Source organism: Variovorax humicola (assembly GCF_037889915.1).
GTDB lineage: Bacteria > Pseudomonadota > Gammaproteobacteria > Burkholderiales > Burkholderiaceae_C > Variovorax > Variovorax humicola.
The window spans coordinates 84,914-102,630 of record NZ_JBBKZV010000009.1 but is presented as its reverse complement, the minus strand read 5'-3'; the positions used below and the strand labels follow the sequence as shown (position 1 = coordinate 102,630).

General features: G+C 64.6%; 14 protein-coding genes. 7 read left to right on the top strand and 7 right to left on the bottom strand.

The window, feature by feature from the left end:
• Nucleotides 1–4: 4 nt before the first annotated feature.
• From WKW80_RS16765 to WKW80_RS16745, 5 genes are all read right to left on the bottom strand, one after another.
• Nucleotides 5–1,111 carry a DUF2169 family type VI secretion system accessory protein gene (locus WKW80_RS16765; protein WP_340364697.1) on the bottom strand — a complete coding sequence of 369 codons (1,107 nt, stop codon included), beginning with the start codon at nucleotides 1,109–1,111 and terminating at the stop codon, nucleotides 5–7.
• A complete protein-coding gene (locus tag WKW80_RS16760) occupies nucleotides 1,108–2,217 on the bottom strand; it encodes a DUF2169 family type VI secretion system accessory protein (protein WP_340364696.1) in 1,110 nt (369 codons plus the stop codon). The genes WKW80_RS16765 and WKW80_RS16760 overlap by 4 nt, the downstream gene beginning before the upstream one ends.
• 16 nt (nucleotides 2,218–2,233) lie before the next feature.
• On the bottom strand, nucleotides 2,234–4,351 hold the full coding sequence (locus tag WKW80_RS16755; protein ID WP_422822920.1) for a type VI secretion system Vgr family protein: 2,118 nt from the start codon (nucleotides 4,349–4,351) through the stop codon (nucleotides 2,234–2,236).
• A gap of 258 nt (nucleotides 4,352–4,609) precedes the next feature.
• Complete coding sequence (locus WKW80_RS16750) at nucleotides 4,610–5,005, bottom strand: type 2 periplasmic-binding domain-containing protein (RefSeq protein ID WP_340364695.1); 396 nt, start codon at nucleotides 5,003–5,005, stop codon at nucleotides 4,610–4,612.
• An 844-nt stretch (nucleotides 5,006–5,849) separates the two neighbouring features.
• Nucleotides 5,850–6,641, bottom strand: a complete 792-nt coding sequence (locus tag WKW80_RS16745; RefSeq protein ID WP_340364694.1) for an IclR family transcriptional regulator — start codon at nucleotides 6,639–6,641, stop codon at nucleotides 5,850–5,852.
• 175 nt (nucleotides 6,642–6,816) lie between these two features.
• Here WKW80_RS16745 and WKW80_RS16740 point away from each other — a divergent pair, with 175 nt between their 5' ends.
• From WKW80_RS16740 to WKW80_RS16730, 3 genes are read left to right on the top strand one after another with little or no spacing between them, the layout of a single operon-like run.
• Nucleotides 6,817–7,815 (top strand): tripartite tricarboxylate transporter substrate binding protein, encoded by a 999-nt coding sequence (locus tag WKW80_RS16740; protein ID WP_340364693.1) that lies wholly within the window; start codon nucleotides 6,817–6,819, stop codon nucleotides 7,813–7,815.
• An 18-nt stretch (nucleotides 7,816–7,833) separates the two neighbouring features.
• The gene (locus tag WKW80_RS16735; protein WP_340364692.1) at nucleotides 7,834–8,637 is read left to right on the top strand and encodes an enoyl-CoA hydratase/isomerase family protein; all 804 of its coding nucleotides are present in this window, start codon (nucleotides 7,834–7,836) and stop codon (nucleotides 8,635–8,637) included.
• A gap of 23 nt (nucleotides 8,638–8,660) precedes the next feature.
• The gene (locus WKW80_RS16730) at nucleotides 8,661–10,757 is read left to right on the top strand and encodes an acetate--CoA ligase family protein (protein WP_340364812.1); all 2,097 of its coding nucleotides are present in this window, start codon (nucleotides 8,661–8,663) and stop codon (nucleotides 10,755–10,757) included.
• A 15-nt stretch (nucleotides 10,758–10,772) separates the two neighbouring features.
• Here the strand turns inward: WKW80_RS16730 and WKW80_RS16725 are convergent, their stop codons facing one another.
• Nucleotides 10,773–11,726 carry an AEC family transporter gene (locus WKW80_RS16725; protein ID WP_340364691.1) on the bottom strand — a complete coding sequence of 318 codons (954 nt, stop codon included), beginning with the start codon at nucleotides 11,724–11,726 and terminating at the stop codon, nucleotides 10,773–10,775.
• A 452-nt stretch (nucleotides 11,727–12,178) separates the two neighbouring features.
• Here WKW80_RS16725 and WKW80_RS16720 point away from each other — a divergent pair, with 452 nt between their 5' ends.
• Nucleotides 12,179–12,355, top strand: a complete 177-nt coding sequence (locus WKW80_RS16720; RefSeq protein WP_340364690.1) for a hypothetical protein — start codon at nucleotides 12,179–12,181, stop codon at nucleotides 12,353–12,355.
• 208 nt (nucleotides 12,356–12,563) lie between these two features.
• Here the strand turns inward: WKW80_RS16720 and WKW80_RS16715 are convergent, their stop codons facing one another.
• A complete protein-coding gene (locus WKW80_RS16715) occupies nucleotides 12,564–13,757 on the bottom strand; it encodes an ABC transporter substrate-binding protein (protein WP_340364811.1) in 1,194 nt (397 codons plus the stop codon).
• Nucleotides 13,758–13,971: 214 nt separating this feature from the next.
• On the opposite strand from WKW80_RS16715, the gene WKW80_RS16710 reads away from it, so the two are divergent.
• The 3 genes from WKW80_RS16710 to WKW80_RS16700 all read left to right on the top strand — a co-directional run bounded on the left by WKW80_RS16710 (nucleotide 13,972) and on the right by WKW80_RS16700 (nucleotide 17,689).
• Nucleotides 13,972–15,348 (top strand): L-dopachrome tautomerase-related protein, encoded by a 1,377-nt coding sequence (locus WKW80_RS16710; RefSeq protein WP_340364689.1) that lies wholly within the window; start codon nucleotides 13,972–13,974, stop codon nucleotides 15,346–15,348.
• A gap of 50 nt (nucleotides 15,349–15,398) precedes the next feature.
• On the top strand, nucleotides 15,399–16,286 hold the full coding sequence (locus tag WKW80_RS16705; RefSeq protein ID WP_340364688.1) for a LysR family transcriptional regulator: 888 nt from the start codon (nucleotides 15,399–15,401) through the stop codon (nucleotides 16,284–16,286).
• Nucleotides 16,287–16,672: 386 nt separating this feature from the next.
• A complete protein-coding gene (locus WKW80_RS16700) occupies nucleotides 16,673–17,689 on the top strand; it encodes a DMT family transporter (protein ID WP_340364687.1) in 1,017 nt (338 codons plus the stop codon).
• The last annotated feature ends 28 nt before the right edge of the window (nucleotides 17,690–17,717 follow it).

Here is a 17,717-nt window from a genome sequence, read left to right as displayed (position 1 = left end):
GCCGTCACTCCACGAAGACCTCGAACTTGCGCATCTGCGGCAGCCAGTCGCGGCCCGGGTAGGGCACGGCGGCACGCCACACCAGGTCGACCTCGCGCTCCTCCAGGCGGATCTGTACGGTGTGCAAGACCACCTCGGGCGCCTCGATGCCGCAGCCGATGTCCAGCCCGATGCGCGGGCGGTCCGTCGGCAGCCTGAAGGCGAGCCGGCCTTCGGGCGACAAGTTCTCGGTGCGCACCACTTCGCCGCCTTGCAGGTACGGGAACGCAAGGCCCGCCGAAGCGCCGTTGAAGAAGCGGAAGTCCATGTCGGGCAGACCGTTCTGCACATAGGCCTCGCGCTGGTCCGCAGGCACGAGCTGCGCGTAGGCGGCGCGCATCTGCTGTTCGACGGCGCGGTCGGCGGGCAGGATGCCGGCGAGAAGGCTGCGCGGCTGGCTCGTCTTCGGCACCCAGCCGAAGCCCATCGGCATCGGCTGGTCGGTCCAGCGCGCGAACTCGCCGATGCACAGGCGCTGCGGCGTGAGCGGATCGGCAGGATCTTCGAGATTGGGCAGCAGCATCTGGTCCACCGATTCCTTCGTGTTCAGCACCACGAAGCCACTGCCCATCGGATTGCGCGGGTACGGGTACAACGTGGACTTGTCGCTGAACACGTCGATGCCGCCGTACGCACGCTCGTAGCGCAGGCCCATGTCGGTGAAGGGCTCGGGGTCGGTGAAGACCGGGTCGCTGTCCTTGTCGACGAACAATGCACGGCGATCGCCAGTGACCTGGATCACCTTCAACCGCTCGCCGACTTGCACGCTCACGTTGCAGCGTTGCACCGGTTCGCCTTCCGGGGCCCAGGCGCGCGCGATGAACACCACGTCGGTCTGTGGCTTCCAGGGGGCGAAGTCGCTCTCGAAGCGCACGGTCGAGTTCATCGGCGTGTCCCAGAACACTTCACCGCTCGTGATCGGCTGGTCTTCGCCGGCGCGCGCGCATTCGCGGCAATGCTCGATGGCATAGGTTCGCTTCAGCAGCACGCTGAGGATCTCGCCGCCCTCCGGCGTCTGGCCCGGAAGCACGACGTAGCGGCCGTCGATGGCAGTGGCGGTGTCGGCATTCATTGCACGTGCGCCTCCAGCGTGCGGATTGCTGCGAGTCTTGACGCGGGGCCGAAAGTCATGACGCCGGCCCACACCATGTCGAGCGCCAGGTCGTCGGGCCGGATGCTGACGGTGTGAAGACGGGTCTGCAACGGCTGCCCGCCGGCGCCCGTGTCGAGGCCGATGCGCGGTGTCTCGCCCGGGAGCTGGAAATCGAGCGCGCCGGCCTGCGCAAGGCCGCGCAGGCAGATCGTCTCGTCGGCCTTCAGCGTCGGAATGACCAGGCCGAGCGACGCGCCGTTGAGGAACTGCGCCTCGAACGGCGGCAGCCGCATCCGCCGTGCCAGCGCGACATGGTTGGCTGGGAGCACCTTCATGCGCTCTTCCGCCGTGACCGTGCCAGGCTGCAGGAATGCCGGCAGCGAGCCGAGCAGCGCGCTGCGCGGGTACCAGGTGCGCTGCCGCCAGCCGAAGCCCTGCGGCAAGGGCTGCTCTGGCCATCGCAGCGGGTCATCGATCACCACGCGCTCGGGCGTGAGCAGGTCGTCCGGGCCTTCGATGTTCGGCAGCGCGAGGCCATCGATCACTTCGCGCAGGTTGCGCAGCGCAACGCCGCGGCCCATGTCGTTGCGCGGGTAGTAGAAGGGCAAGTTCGGGTCGCTCACCGTGTCGCGCCCACCATAGGCACGGTCGTAGCGGATCTCCATTTCCACGAACGGCTCGGGCTCGGAGAACAAGGGCACTTCGTCGGCACGCCAGATGCAGCGCCGGTCGCCGGTCACGCGCAGCACCTTCTGCTGCGTGCCGACGCGCACGCCCACCGACATGGCTTGCACGGGCTGGCCCTCCGGCGCGTGCGCCTTGCCGATGACGACGACATCGGTGGCCGCCTTGGCCGGCGCCATGTCGTACTCGTGCTCGACCACCGACCATTCCGGGTCGCCGCCGTCGTAGTACTGGTCGATCAGGCGCAGCGGCGCATCGCGTTCGCTGCGCACGGCGGCGCGGCCATGCACGATGCGGTAGCTGCGCTTGACCAGCACGCTGAAGGTGCACTCACCCGAACGCGTGCGGCCAGCGACGATCTGCACCATGCCCGAATCGCGTTGGAGCAGGGATTCGGCCATGCGCACCGCCTTCCGGTCACGGGTTCAGCATGACCATGTTGCCGACGATCGTGTTGCTGCCCTTGGCTTGCGACAGCACGATGGCGCCGGTGGTCTGGTTTTCGTTCTCGGCCTCGGAATGCACGATGCCGCCCTTGATCGTGACGATGGACGAGCCCTCGATCGCCACGTTCACGCCCTTGATCTTGATCTGGCCGCCGCTGTCCATCCAGATCATGCTGGCGCCGACGTGCAGCTGGATGCTGGTCGCCGCATGGATGTAGATGTGCTGCGTATCCGACGCGATGGCAATGGCGCCGCCCGTCGAAACCGTGGTGATGTTGTTCTTGACGACCGTCGTCTGGATGCTGTCGTAGCTCTCCATCAGCGGCCCCTTAACATGGTAGCTGGCCGCATTGCCCGCGACGTCGTGGGTGTAGGTGCCGCTCTCGACAGTGATCTTCGTGTCGCTGGTGATGGTCTCGGTGAACTTGTTCTTGACCGTGTTGGTCTTGTCGTTCTTGATCGTGCTGGTCTGGTCGTGCTCCACGGTGGTGTTCATGTCGTACTGCCCGTGGATCGTGATGCCCTCCTTGCCGGCCGTGTCGTTCATCGACATCTCGTTGTAGCCCTTGCCCTTGTGCGTGTTGGTCTTCAGGCCACTGACGACCGCATCGCCCGGCAAGTTGTAGGGTGGCATGCTTTCGCCGTTGTAGAAGCGCCCGACGATGATCGGCTGGTCGGGGTCCCCTTCGAGGAAATCGACGATCACCTCCTGTCCGATGCGCGGGATCGACACGGAGCCCCAGCCCTTGCCGGCCCAGGGCTGCGACACGCGGATCCAGCACGAGCTGTTCTCATCGCGCTTGCCATAGCGGTCCCAGTGGAACTGCACCTTGACGCGACCGTATTGGTCGGTCCAGATCTCCTCGCCGGACTTGCCGACGACGATGGCGCACTGCGGCCCCGGCATGCGGGCTCGCGGCGTCAGCCGCGGGGGACGCCAGTGCATGTCGATGGGCAACACCGTGAGCAGGAAGGCGCTGGTGCCCGGGACCCCTGCGCGCAGCTCCGGCAATTCGTTGATCAGGTCTGCGAACGCCCCGCGCGAATCGGCATTGACGGCATCGTCGTCCAGCACTTCATGCAGCACGGCGACGAGCGAGCGCGTGGCATCCGTCGGCTTGAGCCCTTCGTAGCCCGGGTGGCTGGCAACGAAGGTGCAACCGGCGATGACGTACTCGCCGTCACGTGCGCCGCCTGCATCACCCTTGAATTCGAAGCGCTTGCCGACAGCCACGTCGGGCCAGCGCGTGAAGGCCCAATGCCGCTGGCGCCGGCCGACCAGCTCGTCGACCCGCACGGAGGCGAGGCTGTCGGTGTCGTCGCCATCGATGTAGCCACCGGGAAATTCGAACGCCTCGAGGTCGGCAAGTTCGTGCGAGTCGGGGTCGCCCTTGTCGGCGCAGAGCTTCTTGCTGACGACCTTGAAGTCGTTGTCGCGCGAGGCGAACTTGCCGCTGTCGAACTGGCGCATGCTGGCCCACCGCGTGACCTCGTTGTAGCGCGCCTCGCTGGTGCCGTGCGGCTCGAAATTCAGGGTGCCCCCGGCCGGAAGCTTGTCGTGCGCCAGGTCGATCGCGTCAGACAGGTGCATCGCGCCCGCCGCATCGTGCGCGTCGAACCAATAGTAGATGCCTTCCTCTTCGAGCAGGCGCGACAGGAAGGCATGGTCGCTCTCCTGGTACTGCACGCAATAGGTGTGCGGCTTGTGCGTGCCGATCACGTTCTTCGACGTGAGTTTCTTGAGACGCTTGATGGGGCTGTCCTCGAGCACCTCGTCCATTACCGCAAGCACCGCCTTGTCTTGCAGGATGCGCGAGTTGGTCCTCTTGGTGAGAAGCCAGAACCACGAGCGCAAAGTGATTCGGTATTCGAAGTAACGCCCGACGCTGTTCAGGCGGATGAAGCGCGTCGCGTGACCGTGGCAATGGCGCTCATGGCCCGCGCTCTCGCTGTCCTGGAACTTGATGACTACGTCGAATGCGTGGCCGAGGATATCCTTGGCCGCGATGGAACTGCTCTCGGACAGCACCGTCAGTTCATAGAACGACGCGCGAGAGAGCCCTTCATGCCCTGCCACGCTCCAGAACATCAAGTCCGACGCAACAGGCGATTCGCTCTTGATCTGAAATTCAGCCGCCACAGCTTTCGTTCCCCTTGTGCCGACGCAAGCACATGAGGGCACTGTGGGGTGTCGAAGCGCAACGGTCTATAGCCCCGATGTCATCCGCCGATGGCCGTACTCTCGCGGGTGGATGACAGCCGCCGGCAATGCGAGTCTTATCTCACTACGGGGCGCGCCCATCAAAGGCAGACGTCCGGACTGAGCATGCGCATGAAGAACGCCCGCCTACTGCAGCGTGATGTCGAGTTGCACAATCGTGCGCTTCCACATGGCCAAGTCTTCGCGGACCAGCATCGTGAACTCCGCCGGTGTCATTCCTCCTGGCTCGATATCCTGCGCGCGGAATACTTCGCCTACCTCCTGCGTGTCGAGCGCACCCTTGACCTCCGCATAGCGCCGATCCATCACCTGCGGGGGCGTGCCCGCTTTCAAGAGAAGTCCGTACCAGCCGTGCACGTCGAAGCCGCGAGCGTGAGGGATGAAACCCACCACCGTCAACGGCGCAAAGTCGCGCAGCGTATCCAGCGAATAGTCCCGCATTAGCGCGGGATTGGTGACGGCAAGGATGGATGGGAATACCAGCGTATAGCCACCGGCTGGAAGCCGCGTGACCTCGCTCATCCCAATGACGCCGCCGCCCCCCGGCTTGTTATCGACAATCACGGGCTGACCCAGGCTGGAGCCGTGCTCTGGACGGAAATTCGTCCGCGCGCGCCCCGGATGGCAGTGCAGTGATCGCCAGGCTCGCGCCGATCCAGGCGTTCCAGCGGCGCCGGGTGACCTGCTTCGAATTCATCGCCCTCTCCTCGTTCGAACGCAGCGGAATCGCCAATTCTGCGCCGGCGATGCCCTTGGGTCGAGTCCATCGATCGGTGCCCGGTGCCTTGCGCTGCGAGATTCGCGCGACGTGTTGCTCAAGCGCATCGTCAAGACAAATTCGAGGCCGAGTTCAGCTGAAATGCCCTGTGAGAAAGAGCTGGGCGCTATAAAATCTATAGCGCGCCGATACTAACCTGCGGCGCAGGGGAACATCATGCTCATCTTGGTGAAGAGTGTGCCACGGGCAGTCCGAAGGGATATCGTCGTCGCGTGCCTGCGAGCTTGCGTTTGGGCGCGTGTCGAGGGTCGGCCGTTCTGCCTCGTAGAGCCGTGACGGCACCGTGGGCCGGGCCGCTGCACCCGACCCCATGTCCGATCGGCAGCGCGCCTTGCTTGCGCATCGCCACCGCTGGGTAACGGTGCCATGTGCTGTTCTCTCGATGAACGCATCAACTGAGACATTGACATCCGCCTGTCGACAAGCGGGTTTGCCGCGCTACTCGCGAACGCGCTGAAGTTGCGCCGGCCTGCGGTAGCGCCGTCCGTGATTGGGCAGCGAATCCGAGTTGTTGCGCAGGCCACGAAGAGCCAATTGCGACATTGCAGGAAAAGCGCAATCGCCCATTCAAGGCCGCCCAAAGGGCCTTCAGATCCCGAGCATGGCGCTGGCCTTTTCGCGCAACGCCAGCAACGGACTGCTCAGTTCCTTCTCGATCTCCTGGATGCTCGCGGCGGTGGTTACGCTTGCATTGAGGATGTATATCTGGCCTGAGGAGAGCATCAACGGCGTTGCGACGGCAATCACCTCCGCCTGCCACGAAGCGACACAGTAGCCACGTTGTTCGACACTTTGCGCTGCGGCCTTGATGTCTTCCCTCAATCGGCTCCAATCGCCCTTGCGCCGGGCTCGGAACCGGGCAAGCAGCGCCTTGCGCTCGGATTCCTGTGCGACAGCAAGGTAGGCGCGGCCGAGCGACGTGAGTTCCATGGGCACGCGCTGACCAGCCACCACGTTCCTCAGCGCAACGCGCCGGTTGTAGCGCACCGACTCGAGGTAGACCATCTCGTCGCGGTCCGCCACTGCCAGTCCGACATTGATCCGCATCTTCTCGGCCAATGTGCGCATCAACGGGGCGACCGCGTTCAGCACCGGGGACCCGGCCCGCATGGCATGTGCAAGGCTCAATACGGGCGCTGCAAGCCGGTATGCGCGCTGACTGCGGTCGTGCTCGATCAGACCCGTCTCGACCAGCGTCTGGGTGAGTCGGCTGACAGTCGCTCGGGAAAGACCCGTTCTTTCTGCGATCTCGCCGTTGCCCAGCAGGTCGGCGCCCGGACGAAACGCCCTCAGGATGTCGACGCCCCGAACCAGCGATCTGTTGAGCAGCGGCTCTTCGTGGTGTTTGCGTCGTGTCGCGGGGTTTGAAGAGGATGGCATTGGAGTCAAGTAGGAGGCCAATGGTCTCCACCGTAGCACCAATTCCAAGGAGTGGAAATCGGGGGGTGTGCTCCACGGCTTCTTTCCCTAAGCTCGGTCTGTCGATGAGAGCAAGCGCAGGAGCGCTGCCATCGAGAGCCCTTTGCACTTCATCCTTCAACCCGGAGACAAATCCATGCAGAACATCCTGACCTTGGCCCGCGCCAAGCTGGCCGCTCTCCTGTCCTGCGCTTGCGCAGCCAGCTTCCTTGTCGCCACGCCGGCGAGCGCGGCCTTTCCCGACAAGCCCATCAAGATCGTCGTGCCATTCGCGCCCGGCGGCGGCACCGATCTTGTCGCTCGCACCATGGGCATCACCATGGGCAAGGAGCTGGGCCAGCCGGTCATCATCGACAACAGACCCGGCGCGGGAACCATCATCGGAACCGATGCCGTCGCCAAGAGCGCGCCTGACGGCTATACCCTCGTGATGGCGACCGTCGCGCATGTGGTGAATCCGAGCCTGCAAGCCAAGCTGCCCTACAACTACGAGAAGGGCTTTGCCCCTGTCATCCTCGTCGGCGTGTCGCCCAACGTGCTCGTCGTGCGCGCCGACAGCCCCTACAAATCCGTGGCCGACGTCATCGCCGCGGCAAAGGCCAAGCCCGGCAAGGTCTCCTTCGCATCGCAAGGTGCGGGCACTTCTGCCCATTTGGCCGGCGAGCTATTCAAGAATCTGACCAAGACGGACATGACGCACATCCCGTATCGCGGTGCAGGGCCGGCAATCACCGACTTGCTCGGCGGGCAGGTCGATGTCATGTTTGCCACGGCAGCGGCCGTCAGCAACTTTGTCGAAAGCGGCAAGCTGCGTGCCCTCGCCGTGACGACGGCGACGCGCTCGCCTTCACCGTCGCTTGCCAAGGTTCCGACCATCGCGGAGAGCGGGATACCCGGCTACGTCGCCGACAGCTGGTATGGCCTCTATGTACCGGCCGGCACGCCTGCCGATGTCATCGCAAAGCTGAATGCGACTGCCAAAAGAGCCATCCAGACCGACGCGTTCAAGAAGCGGGTGGAAAGCGAAGGGCTCGTGATCAACGGCGGATCGCCGGAGGACTTCGACAAGTACGCCAAGGGCGAGGAGGCGCGCTGGCGCAAGGTGGTCAAGGAAAACCACATCACGACCGATTGAATGAGCAGGACCCCTCCAATGAACTCCAATTTGATCCAACTCGAAGTTGCCGACGGCATTGCCACGCTGTGGTTGAACCGTCCCGAGAAGCGCAATGCCATGAGCGATGGAATGCGCTGCGAATTCATCGCTGCACTTGAGCACGTGGCGCATGTCAAAAGCATCCGCGCGCTGGTGCTGACCGGTCGCGGCAAAGGCTTCTGCGCCGGCGGCGACGTGGCCGGCATGGAACGCCGCTTGCAGGCGCCGGCCGGCGAGGTGGGCTTCAACGGCTGGAGTCGCCAGCAGCGCGTGCACCACACCCAGTCGCTGTTGCACACCATGCCCAAGCCCACCATCGCCGCCGTCAATGGCGCGGCTTCGGGCCTCGGAGCCGACACGGCACTGGCATGCGATTTCATCATCGCCTCCGATGCCGCCAGCTTCACTTGGTCATACATCAATCGCGGCATCGTTCCCGACGGCGGCGGCATGTACTTCCTGCCGCGCCGCGTGGGCCTGTCAAAGGCCAAGGAGTTGATCTTCAGCGGTCGCCAGGTCGGGATGGAAGAGGCTCTGCGCCTGGGCATCGCCGATCGAGCTTCCGATGCGGACAACCTGGTCGCGGACGCGCAGCGTTGGGCTGCGGAGATGAGCAAGGGCTCTTCCACCGCGCTCGCGCTGGGCAAGACCATTCTCAATCAGACCTTCGAGCTTTCCGCGCATCAGGTGTTCGCGCAGGGCAGCCAGGCCCAGGGCATCTGCTACACGAGCACCGAACACCGTGAATCGGTGATGGCGTTCCTGGCCAAGAGCGACACGAAGAAGGAGTCGGCGCAATGAACGACATGATCGACATCCATGCGATGACTGCCAGGAATGCCATCGGCAGGCTTCTCAAGCCGCGCAGCGTCGCGGTGATCGGCGCATCGGCCGACGCCAGCAAGACCGCGGGTCGTCCCGTTGCCTATCTGCAGAAGCACGGCTTCACAGGGGACATCTACCCGGTCAATCCGCGGGTCGATTCGATCAATGGATTGACCTGCTATCCGGACATTGCCTCGCTGCCGGACAACCCCGATGTCGGCATCGTGCTGCTCGGTGCCGAACGCGCGCACCAAGTGGTACGCGATCTGGCCGCACGCGGGACGGCCGCTGCGATCGTCCTTGCGAGCGGCTACACCGAGACGGGAGAGCAGGGCGCGCGTCGCCAGCAACAGCTGATCGAGGCGGCCGGCGACATGCGCATCCTGGGGCCCAACACGATCGGCCTGGTCAATCTCACGGACAACATCGTGCTGTCCGCGAGCGGCGCGCTCGAGATGGACCACTTCCCCGCGGGCGGCATTGGCGTGGTGTCGCAAAGCGGCGGCATCCTGGGCTCTCTGCTCTCACGGGCGGCGGCGCGCGGCATTGGCCTGTCCAAGCTGATCTCGACCAGCAACGAAGTCGACCTGGAACTGTCCGACTTCATCGACCACCTGGTCGAGGACGATGCCACCAAGGTCATCGCGCTGTACATCGAAACCGTGCGTAACCCAGAAAAGTTCCGTGCCGCTGCGCTCAAGGCAGCGAGTGCAGGCAAGCCGGTGGTCGCGTTCAAGATCGGTCGGTCCGAGGCGGGCGCCAAGGCTGCTGTGTCGCATACCGGCGCAATGGCCGGTGCCGACAGCATGTACGACGCCTTGTTCCGGCAAGTGGGCGTCATCCGCGCCCAGAGCTTTGGTGACCTGCTCGACATCCCCGTGGCGCTAGCTACCGGCCGCAAGCTGCGCGGCCCACGCATCGCCATCCTGACCTCCACCGGCGGGGCCGGCACGCTGGTCTCGGACGACCTGGGCATGCAGGGCTTCGAGACGCCTGCTCCCGATGCCGCAACGGCCGAGGCCCTGCGCGCGTTGCAGACGGGCGACCACGCCGTGCTGGATCGCAACCCCATCGACGTGACGTTGGCCGGCCTGCAGCCGGACCTCTTGCGCGGTGCCATCAACGTCCTCCTCAAGAGCCCCGGCTATGACGCGCTCGCGATCATTGTTGGATCGTCCGGCCTGGCCATGCCCGAACTGATGGCCGGCGCCATCGAAGACTGCCTGCCCGGCTCCGACAAGCCGGTGATCGCCTACGTCAGCCCGCACGCACCCGAAGTCGGTGCGCTGCTCACGCAGCGTGGCGTGCCCGCCTTTACCGACGCGGAGAGCTGCACCGCAGCGCTCGGCGCCATGCTCAGGGTCGACCGCTGGCAGGCGCTTGCGCCGGCGAACATTTTCAGAGAGACGGTGGACGTCGACAACCTGCCGGCCGGCTCCCTCGACGAAGCGCAGGCCAAACAGCTCTTCACCCGCTTCGGCGTACCCTGCGCACGCGAAGTGGAGGTGACGACTGCAGCGCAGGCGGAAGCCGCGGCGCATGAACTGGGGGGGCGCGTCGTGCTGAAGATCCTGTCTGCGGAGATCACGCACAAAAGCGACGTGGGCGGTGTTGCCGTCAACCTCGCGCCAGGGACGGTGGGCACGCGCCTGCAGGCGATGGCCTCCGAGGTCGAAGCCAAGACCGGCGAGCGGCCGCAGCGTTTCCTGGTGCAGGAAATGGTGAGTGGTGGAACAGAGCTGATCCTGGGCGTACATCACGACGTGCTGGGTACGGCGATCCTGTTGGGAATGGGCGGGGTGACCGCTGAACTCTTCAAGGACACCACGATGCGTCTGTTGCCTTCAGAAGGCGGCTTGAGCCCCGAGGAAGCGCTCGGCATGGCGCAGGACCTCAAGACCTGGCCGCTGCTGAACGGCTTCCGTGGCCGGCCAAAGGCCGACGTCGAAGCACTGGTGGGCACCATCGTCGCTTTCTCGGAGATGGCGGCACAGCTGGGGGATCGCCTCGTCGAGGCCGAGATCAACCCGATCTTCGTCCTGCCCAAGGGGCAGGGCGTGCGCGCCGCCGACGGCGTCGTCGTCCTGGCCGGCTGAGCGCGTAGCGCCGCGTCACGCGGCCCAGCCCAGGATCGGCCCCAGCAACCACAGGATGACGCTGATCGTCAGGAACGACAGCACGGTCGCGAGCAACAGCGCCGCGGCGCACATGTCCTCGAAGCCGTACTTCTGCGCCAGAATCGGATAGATGCTGAGCATTGGCGTGGCGGCGAAAACCACGGCCGCGGCACGAAGGGTGTGATCGTCCGGCGGCACGAGCCACATCATCAGCCCGACCGCCAGCGGGTGCAGCATCAGCTTGCCGAGGGCGATGGCCGTCACGTCGCGCCGCATGCCCTTGGTCTTCAATCCGACCAGCGTGCCTCCGATGACGAAAAGGGACACCGCCGCCGACGACATTGCCAGCATGTTGATCGTGCGCGCCAGCACGCCGGTGATCGGGATCCCGGTCAGCGACACGACGAAGCCGCCCACGATTGCCAGGATCACCGGGTTGCGGGCGAGTTGGATCAGCGACTGCACGAGGATGCGATACCACCTGCCACCGCCCGCGTGGCCGCTGTCCGCCATCACCAGCGTGAGCGGAATCATCAGCAGGTTCTCCACCAGCATGCACATCGCCAGGCCCACCGCCGCGGAGGCTGGGCCGGCCACCAGGATGGCGATCGGGTAGCCGATGAATCCGCTGTTCGAGCTCGACACGCCGAGCCCGCACAGCGCGCTCAAGGTGAAGCTCTTGCCCTGCCAGCGCCAGCCCCAGCCGAATGCGGCCAACATCACGGTCAGCGAGCCGACGGCATAGCCCAGGACATAGCGCCCGTTCATGACCTCGCTCACCGGGCGCTGCGAGAGGGCCGTGAACACCAGCGCCGGAAGCGCGAACCTGACGACGTAGGTGCCGAGCACGCGCATGTCCAGCTTGCTGAAGATGCCGAAGCGCCCGGCCAGAAAACCGAGCGCGATGACGAGGTAGATCGGGCCGGTGATGGCCAGGGTTTGCAGCATCGCGTGTGCGCGGCGGCGGCCGCTTCATGGAAAAGGAGTCGAAAAGCGCCCGCCTCGTTTCATGCAGCGTACCTGAGGCATCGGTGTGATGTTTATTGTCGTTTCAAACCAGTGGGATGTTCATGCGCCCGATGACCGAGCGGGTGTCCGGCGCACGCCACCCCACCACGCGAAGGCTTCGCCCGTATCGCTCATTCAACGCATATGCGGGGTCGCCTGCTGCTCAACGCTGGCTGGGTCCTGGGCGTGCGGCGCGCCATATCCTGGCATGAGAAGCGAAATTCACGACGCGCATTGCGAAGTGCCGGAGCATCGCAATCCCTAAAGTCAACCCAACTGCTCAATCCCCAATCAGGAGATGCGCAGCCATTCAGCGACGTGATGCGGCAAGTTGGCACATAGAGCCCGAAGGCACGTCGTGCGTGCAATTTTCTTGAACTGAGGAGACACTGATGAAGAATCGCATGGATACCGTCGCGCTGTGCGCGAGTGATGAAGAACGTTGCGTCGGCGACAGACCTGAAAAGCAAGTGCGACAGACCTCGTCGCAATGCTGTCCCTGGGACAATTGGCATCCCATCACTGACCTCGATTCATACATGGCGGATGCGCTGGCCACGACGCGATAGCTGCGGTAGAGGCTGCCTGAAGCGACTCGGGCGCGGTCTGCAGGCAGTTGCTCGGGAAGCACGCGACTTCGACAGCGCGTCCCGGCTCGTTGAGTTTCGCGCCGGCAGAAGGCGGCCGGACGGCCCTCCGGCGCGCGTGGCGCCAGCGGCGTGAATCATCCCCAGCGCGACGCCGCTGAAGACGAGCTCGGCGAGGACGTGCCCCCGCTTACTTCCTGGCCTGGACGACTGACGCCTTCTTCCGGTCTTCCGGGTAGGCATAGATGACGCGCCCGCCCTTGACTTCGCCGAACACCGGAATGCTCGCCGTGATGGCTTCATGGTCGTTGCTGGAGAACGGCCGCACATATGTCATGACGATTCCATCGACCGGCGTCCGGAGGTCCTCCAGCGCGGCCTTGATCTTCGACCCCTCGGTGCCGCCGGCCTGATTGATCGCGGCAGCCAGCAAGTAGATCGAGTCGTAGCCCTGCGCGGCCGACACCGGCGAATCGATGCGGTCGTTCTTCGGCTTGTAGGTCTTCAGGTAGCTGGCGATGAAAGCCTCGCGCTTCGGGTTCGTCGATTCCTGGATGAAGGTCTGGGGCATGCGTGCGCCTTCTCCGTTGGGCCCGGCATTGTCGATGTAGTTGGCCATCGAGAGGCTCCAGCTGCCGATCATCGGCACCTTCCAGCCGAGCTTGGCCATGCCGTTGGCGATCTGCGCCAGCTCGGGTCCGATTCCATAGGTCAAGACCGCTTCAGCGCCGGCCTCCCTGGCCTTGAGCAACTGCGGCGTCATGTCCGCGTCCTTGATGTTGAACTTCTCGACTACCACTGGCGTGACGCCTTTGGCCTTCAGCGCCTTTTCCAGATCCTCGCGGCCCAGTTGGCCGTAATTGGTCGAATCGGCGAGGATGGCGACCTTCCGGAAGCCGCGGCGCGTGATGGCCTCCTCGACGATCATTGGCGCCTGGATGCTGTCGTGCGCGGCGTTGCGAAAGACATAGTTCTCGGGTTCCGTGTTGAACTGGTGCGTGATCACCGAACCGGTCGCGACGTTGTTCATCACCGGGATCTTCGCTTCCTGGTAGAAGCGCTGCGACGCCAGTGCGACGCCGGTGTTGACGTAGCCGACCGCGGCGACGACCTTCTCCTTGTTGATCATCTCCTGCGCGATCTGCACGCCGCGCTCGTTCTTCGCCTCGTCGTCGCGCTCGACCGCGATGATCGGGCGGCCGAGCACGCCGCCGCTCTTGTTGATCTCGTCGATCGCGAGGCGCACGCCATCGCGCATGCTGACGCCCATCGACGACGACCCCCCGGTGAAGGGCCCGGACACCGCGATCTTGATCGGATCTGCCGCCAGTGCACTTGTGCTGCCGACGAGGAGCGACACGCTTACGGACAGCGCGCACCACATCGCCGGACCAGCCCGTAGCCGGTGAAGGATGATCGTCATTTCTGTCTCCGTTGTTGATGAATGGGATTCCGGAGTGATCGTGTTCGGTGCCTGAGGGTCCGGCAAGTCCAACGATGCGAAAACACCTTCAAGAAAATCTTGAAGCCGCCACGTCCAGGCGTGTCGCCGCGTCATCGATGCGCGTTCGGGGCGCCGCTCCGGTTCGCCACCTTCAATGATTTCCAACAACTGTTTTCTCGGCATTGGCATTGCGGTGTCCAGTGTCCGGGATCAACATTTCGACGGGCCTGATCGGTTCAGGCGCCCGGCGCAAGCCGCCAAGACAACGACGGAGACAACAATGCCTATGAGAATGCCTCTCGGATCTGCGGCTGCCATCGCGTTCGCCCTGGCAATGGCCTCGCCATTCATGGCGTACGGTGCAGACACCCACGACAGTCCAACGGGCCAGGGAAGCCTGGAGGTCTACGCGGAACTGAGCCAGTCAGGGATTGCCGCCATCACTCAGATGAAGAACGGCCAACTGATCATCGGATACCACCCCTTCTACCTGACGCCGACTTCGGTGCAGGTCGCGACGCTGAACGCGGATCGCAAGTCGAGCACGCCATATCCTCCTGCAGGCTCAGGGCTGCTGCAGAGCTGCCGGAATGCCGATGGCAGCTTCCTGCCGCCGGTCAATGGCCGGTACGACTTCTGTATCGACTGGGTCCTCGGCTTCCATGCGGATGCGAACGGAATCCTGTGGATTCTCGATTCCGCTAAATCGACCGACCGAGCGGATCCGGCGCATCCCAGGCCGGCCGCGCTGCATGCCAAGTACGTGGGCTGGGACACCAAGTCGAACAAGCTGCACAAGGTGATCGATCTCGACGCGGTGACCATTCCGCAATCTCAGCACAACGACTTCGCGATCGATCTGAAGCACGGCGTGCTGGTTGATGCGGACGAGGCAATCGGCGAAGCCTCGAACGGCGTGGGCAGCAATGCTGCCCTGGTCGTCAGCGACATCGCGACGGGCAAGAGCCGCCGATTGCTGCAAGGCGATCCGCACATGGCACCGAACACGGACCCGATCCGATGGAGGGCGCAGGCAGGCCAATCCGCAGCGTCCTGGGGGCTGCGGGTGGGGGTCGATGGCATTGCCCTGGATCACCGCCAGGAGTGGCTGTACTTTGCACCGCTCAGCGGCTACGAGATGTACAGGGTGCGCATGACCGATCTGCTGGACACGAGTCTCAGCGATGCGCAGTTGTCCGCCCGGATCGAGTTCTATGCGAACAAGCCCTACAACGGCGGACTGACCATCGACGCAAAGAACAATCTCTATCTGACCGAAGTCGGCAACCACGCTATCGGCATCATCCCGGCGGATACGCGGGAATATCGCAGATACGTTTCAAACCCCGACATGATCTGGCCGGATGGCGTGACGTATATCTCGGACGGCTTCATGTACTCCGGCGCTGCGCAATTGATCCAGACCGGCGCGTTCCAGAGCAACGCGACCCCGACCGGCAAGCCGAACAATGGGCCTCCCTACCGGATCTATCGGTTCCGGCCGGAGGCACCGGGAACACCGGGCTCCTGAGCTTCGATCGAGGGCGCGGCGGCTGCGGGGGGGGGGCCGCATAATGGATCATGCACCTTGATGATCTCAGGCTGTTCCTTCGTGTCGCACACGCACAGTCGTTGAGCGAGGCCGCCCGGCAGTTGGATCAGTCGCCCGCCTCGGTCAGTGCAAGGCTCAAGCGAATCGAGGAAGAACTCGGCGTGCGCCTCGTCGAACGCACGACCCGGGCGCTGCACCTGACCCCGGAGGGAGAGCGCTTCCTGCAGACCTGCGACACGATGACCTCGGCCTGGACGCTTGGACAAAGCCTCCTTCGCCAAGACGCCCGTGCGGTCGAAGGTCGCATCCATATTGCCGCCCCCACGGACACCAGCGCCCAGTTCTTGGCGGCCTGGATCGGCGACTACACAAGGATGCATCCGCGGCTTGTGGTGACCCTGCGTGTCGGTGACCGGATGCACGATCTGCCGCGTGAAGCAGTGGACATTGCAGTCAGATACGGTGAATTGAGAGACTCGTCGATGGTCAGTCGCTTGCTGGTTCGGTCGCACCGCGTTCTCGTCGCCTCTCCGAAGTACCTGGAGCGATCAGCGCCGCTGCTGTGCCCGGCCGACCTTTCAAACCATCGCTGCCTTGCATGGCTGTCGCGCGATCAGCCCAAGGTCCAATGGAGCTTTGTTTCACCGCAAGGCGCTTGCGAGACCGTTGTCGTCAAGCCCGCCCTGTGCGCAGACTCCCTGCTGGTGCGCCAGTGGGCCGTAAGAGGCGAAGGCGTCGCCTACAAGGCCAGCGTCGACGTTGCGGCTGATCTTCGGGAAGGACGGTTGGTTCGCTTGCTCGGGGACTACGAAGGCGAGGCGGTGCCGATCAGTGCGGTCATGCCAAGCGGGCGCCACGTGCCGACCCGAGTTCGCGCAATGGTCGACCACCTGGCCCGGCGGTTCACAGGGCTGTAGGGGCTCGGAAGCTTTCCGCGACGATAGTCGAAGGCATGGCGGAGCCCGCGATGCGAAGAGAGTTGATGCCAGCAGGTTGGATGCCCGTTGGATGCAGCCCCCGCGGAGTCCAGGCGCACGTGGCCGGGCCGACTGCAGGCTTCCGGCGATGCGGCAATCAAATCCCGGATGACGGGCTCAGTCGGCAACCGCTCCAGCACGTCCGTCAAGCAGGCATGCGGGTTCTGCGCGTTCATCGCAGGAGTCCGCGAACCGCTGCTGCCCCATTGTCCTTGCGGGATTGAATTCCGCAATTCCGATGCATCGCCCTCGGGGGAAAATCGAGAAAAAGGAGCAGCATCGTGCGGCCTACCGAATCCATATCCCTGCCGGCGCTACGCGGTGGCTTGCTGGCCCTGCTGGCGGCCCTGCTGTTTGGTGCCAGCACGCCGCTGTTGCAGTTCTTCGGCCAGCGCGCGGGCCCATTCACCACAGCCGCCTGCCTCTACGCGGGCGCCGCCCTGGTCGGCGGCCTGCTGCGGCGCCCGGCGGAGCGCGAGGCGCAGTTGACCCGCGCCGATCTTCCGCGCATCGTGGCCATGGCGGCCTTCGGCGCGCTCGTCGGGCCCGTCGCCCTGGCTTGGGGCCTGCAACATACGGGGGGCACCGGCGCCACCTTGATGTTGACCATGGAAGCGCTGTTCACCGCCTTGCTGGCACGCCTGCTCTACCGGGAAGTCATGGACCGGCGGGTGTGGACCGCCATGCTTTTCCTGTTGGCCGGCGGGGTGCTGCTGGTGCTGGACCAGGAACGCGGCGGCGGCCAGACGCATCTGCCGGGCCTGCTGGCCGTGGTGGTGGCAACCGCGGCTTGGGGCGTGGATAACACTCTGTCGCGCGGCTTGGCCGACCGCGATCCGGGCCAGGTGGTGCTGGGCAAGGCAGTGCTCGGCGCGGCCGGCTCGATGGTGCTGGCCCTGCTGTTTGGCGAGCAGTTGCCACCCTGGGGTGCCTTTGCCGGGCTGCTTGCCGTGGGGGCCACGGGCTACGGCCTCAGCCTGCGCTTCTACCTCCTGGCTCAACGTGCCTTTGGCGCCGCCCGCACCGGCTCGGTCTTCGCGTTCGCACCTTTCATCGGCGCGGCCATCGCCATTGCATTGGGGGACCGTACCGGCGGCTGGGGTACGGCGATCGGGGCAGTGCTCATGATGGCCGGCGTCGTGGTTCACCTGGCCGAGGCTCACGCGCACGAACACCTGCACGAAATGCAGGCGCATGAGCATGCCCATACCCACGATGACGGCCATCATGACCATGTGCACGATTCCATGCCGGTTGGTCCGCACAGCCACCCCCACGTACACAAACCGATTCGGCACGGCCACGCGCACGTACCGGACGTGCATCACATGCACTTGCACTGAGCAGTCCGCCCCCTCCGAGGAGATGCCT

Excerpts from the sequence above, each read along its gene's own strand:
- WKW80_RS16765 (WP_340364697.1), bottom strand. The coding sequence starts at position 1,111 with ATGAATGCCGACACCGCCACTGCCATCGACGGCCGCTACGTCGTGCTT.
- WKW80_RS16760 (WP_340364696.1), bottom strand. The coding sequence starts at position 2,217 with ATGGCCGAATCCCTGCTCCAACGCGATTCGGGCATGGTGCAGATCGTC.
- WKW80_RS16755 (WP_422822920.1), bottom strand. The coding sequence starts at position 4,351 with ATGTTCTGGAGCGTGGCAGGGCATGAAGGGCTCTCTCGCGCGTCGTTC.
- WKW80_RS16750 (WP_340364695.1), bottom strand. The coding sequence starts at position 5,005 with ATGAGCGAGGTCACGCGGCTTCCAGCCGGTGGCTATACGCTGGTATTC.
- WKW80_RS16745 (WP_340364694.1), bottom strand. The coding sequence starts at position 6,641 with ATGCCATCCTCTTCAAACCCCGCGACACGACGCAAACACCACGAAGAG.
- WKW80_RS16740 (WP_340364693.1), top strand. The coding sequence starts at position 6,817 with ATGCAGAACATCCTGACCTTGGCCCGCGCCAAGCTGGCCGCTCTCCTG.
- WKW80_RS16735 (WP_340364692.1), top strand. The coding sequence starts at position 7,834 with ATGAACTCCAATTTGATCCAACTCGAAGTTGCCGACGGCATTGCCACG.
- WKW80_RS16730 (WP_340364812.1), top strand. The coding sequence starts at position 8,661 with ATGACTGCCAGGAATGCCATCGGCAGGCTTCTCAAGCCGCGCAGCGTC.
- WKW80_RS16725 (WP_340364691.1), bottom strand. The coding sequence starts at position 11,726 with ATGCTGCAAACCCTGGCCATCACCGGCCCGATCTACCTCGTCATCGCG.
- WKW80_RS16720 (WP_340364690.1), top strand. The coding sequence starts at position 12,179 with ATGAAGAATCGCATGGATACCGTCGCGCTGTGCGCGAGTGATGAAGAA.
- WKW80_RS16715 (WP_340364811.1), bottom strand. The coding sequence starts at position 13,757 with ATGTGGTGCGCGCTGTCCGTAAGCGTGTCGCTCCTCGTCGGCAGCACA.
- WKW80_RS16710 (WP_340364689.1), top strand. The coding sequence starts at position 13,972 with ATGATTTCCAACAACTGTTTTCTCGGCATTGGCATTGCGGTGTCCAGT.
- WKW80_RS16705 (WP_340364688.1), top strand. The coding sequence starts at position 15,399 with ATGCACCTTGATGATCTCAGGCTGTTCCTTCGTGTCGCACACGCACAG.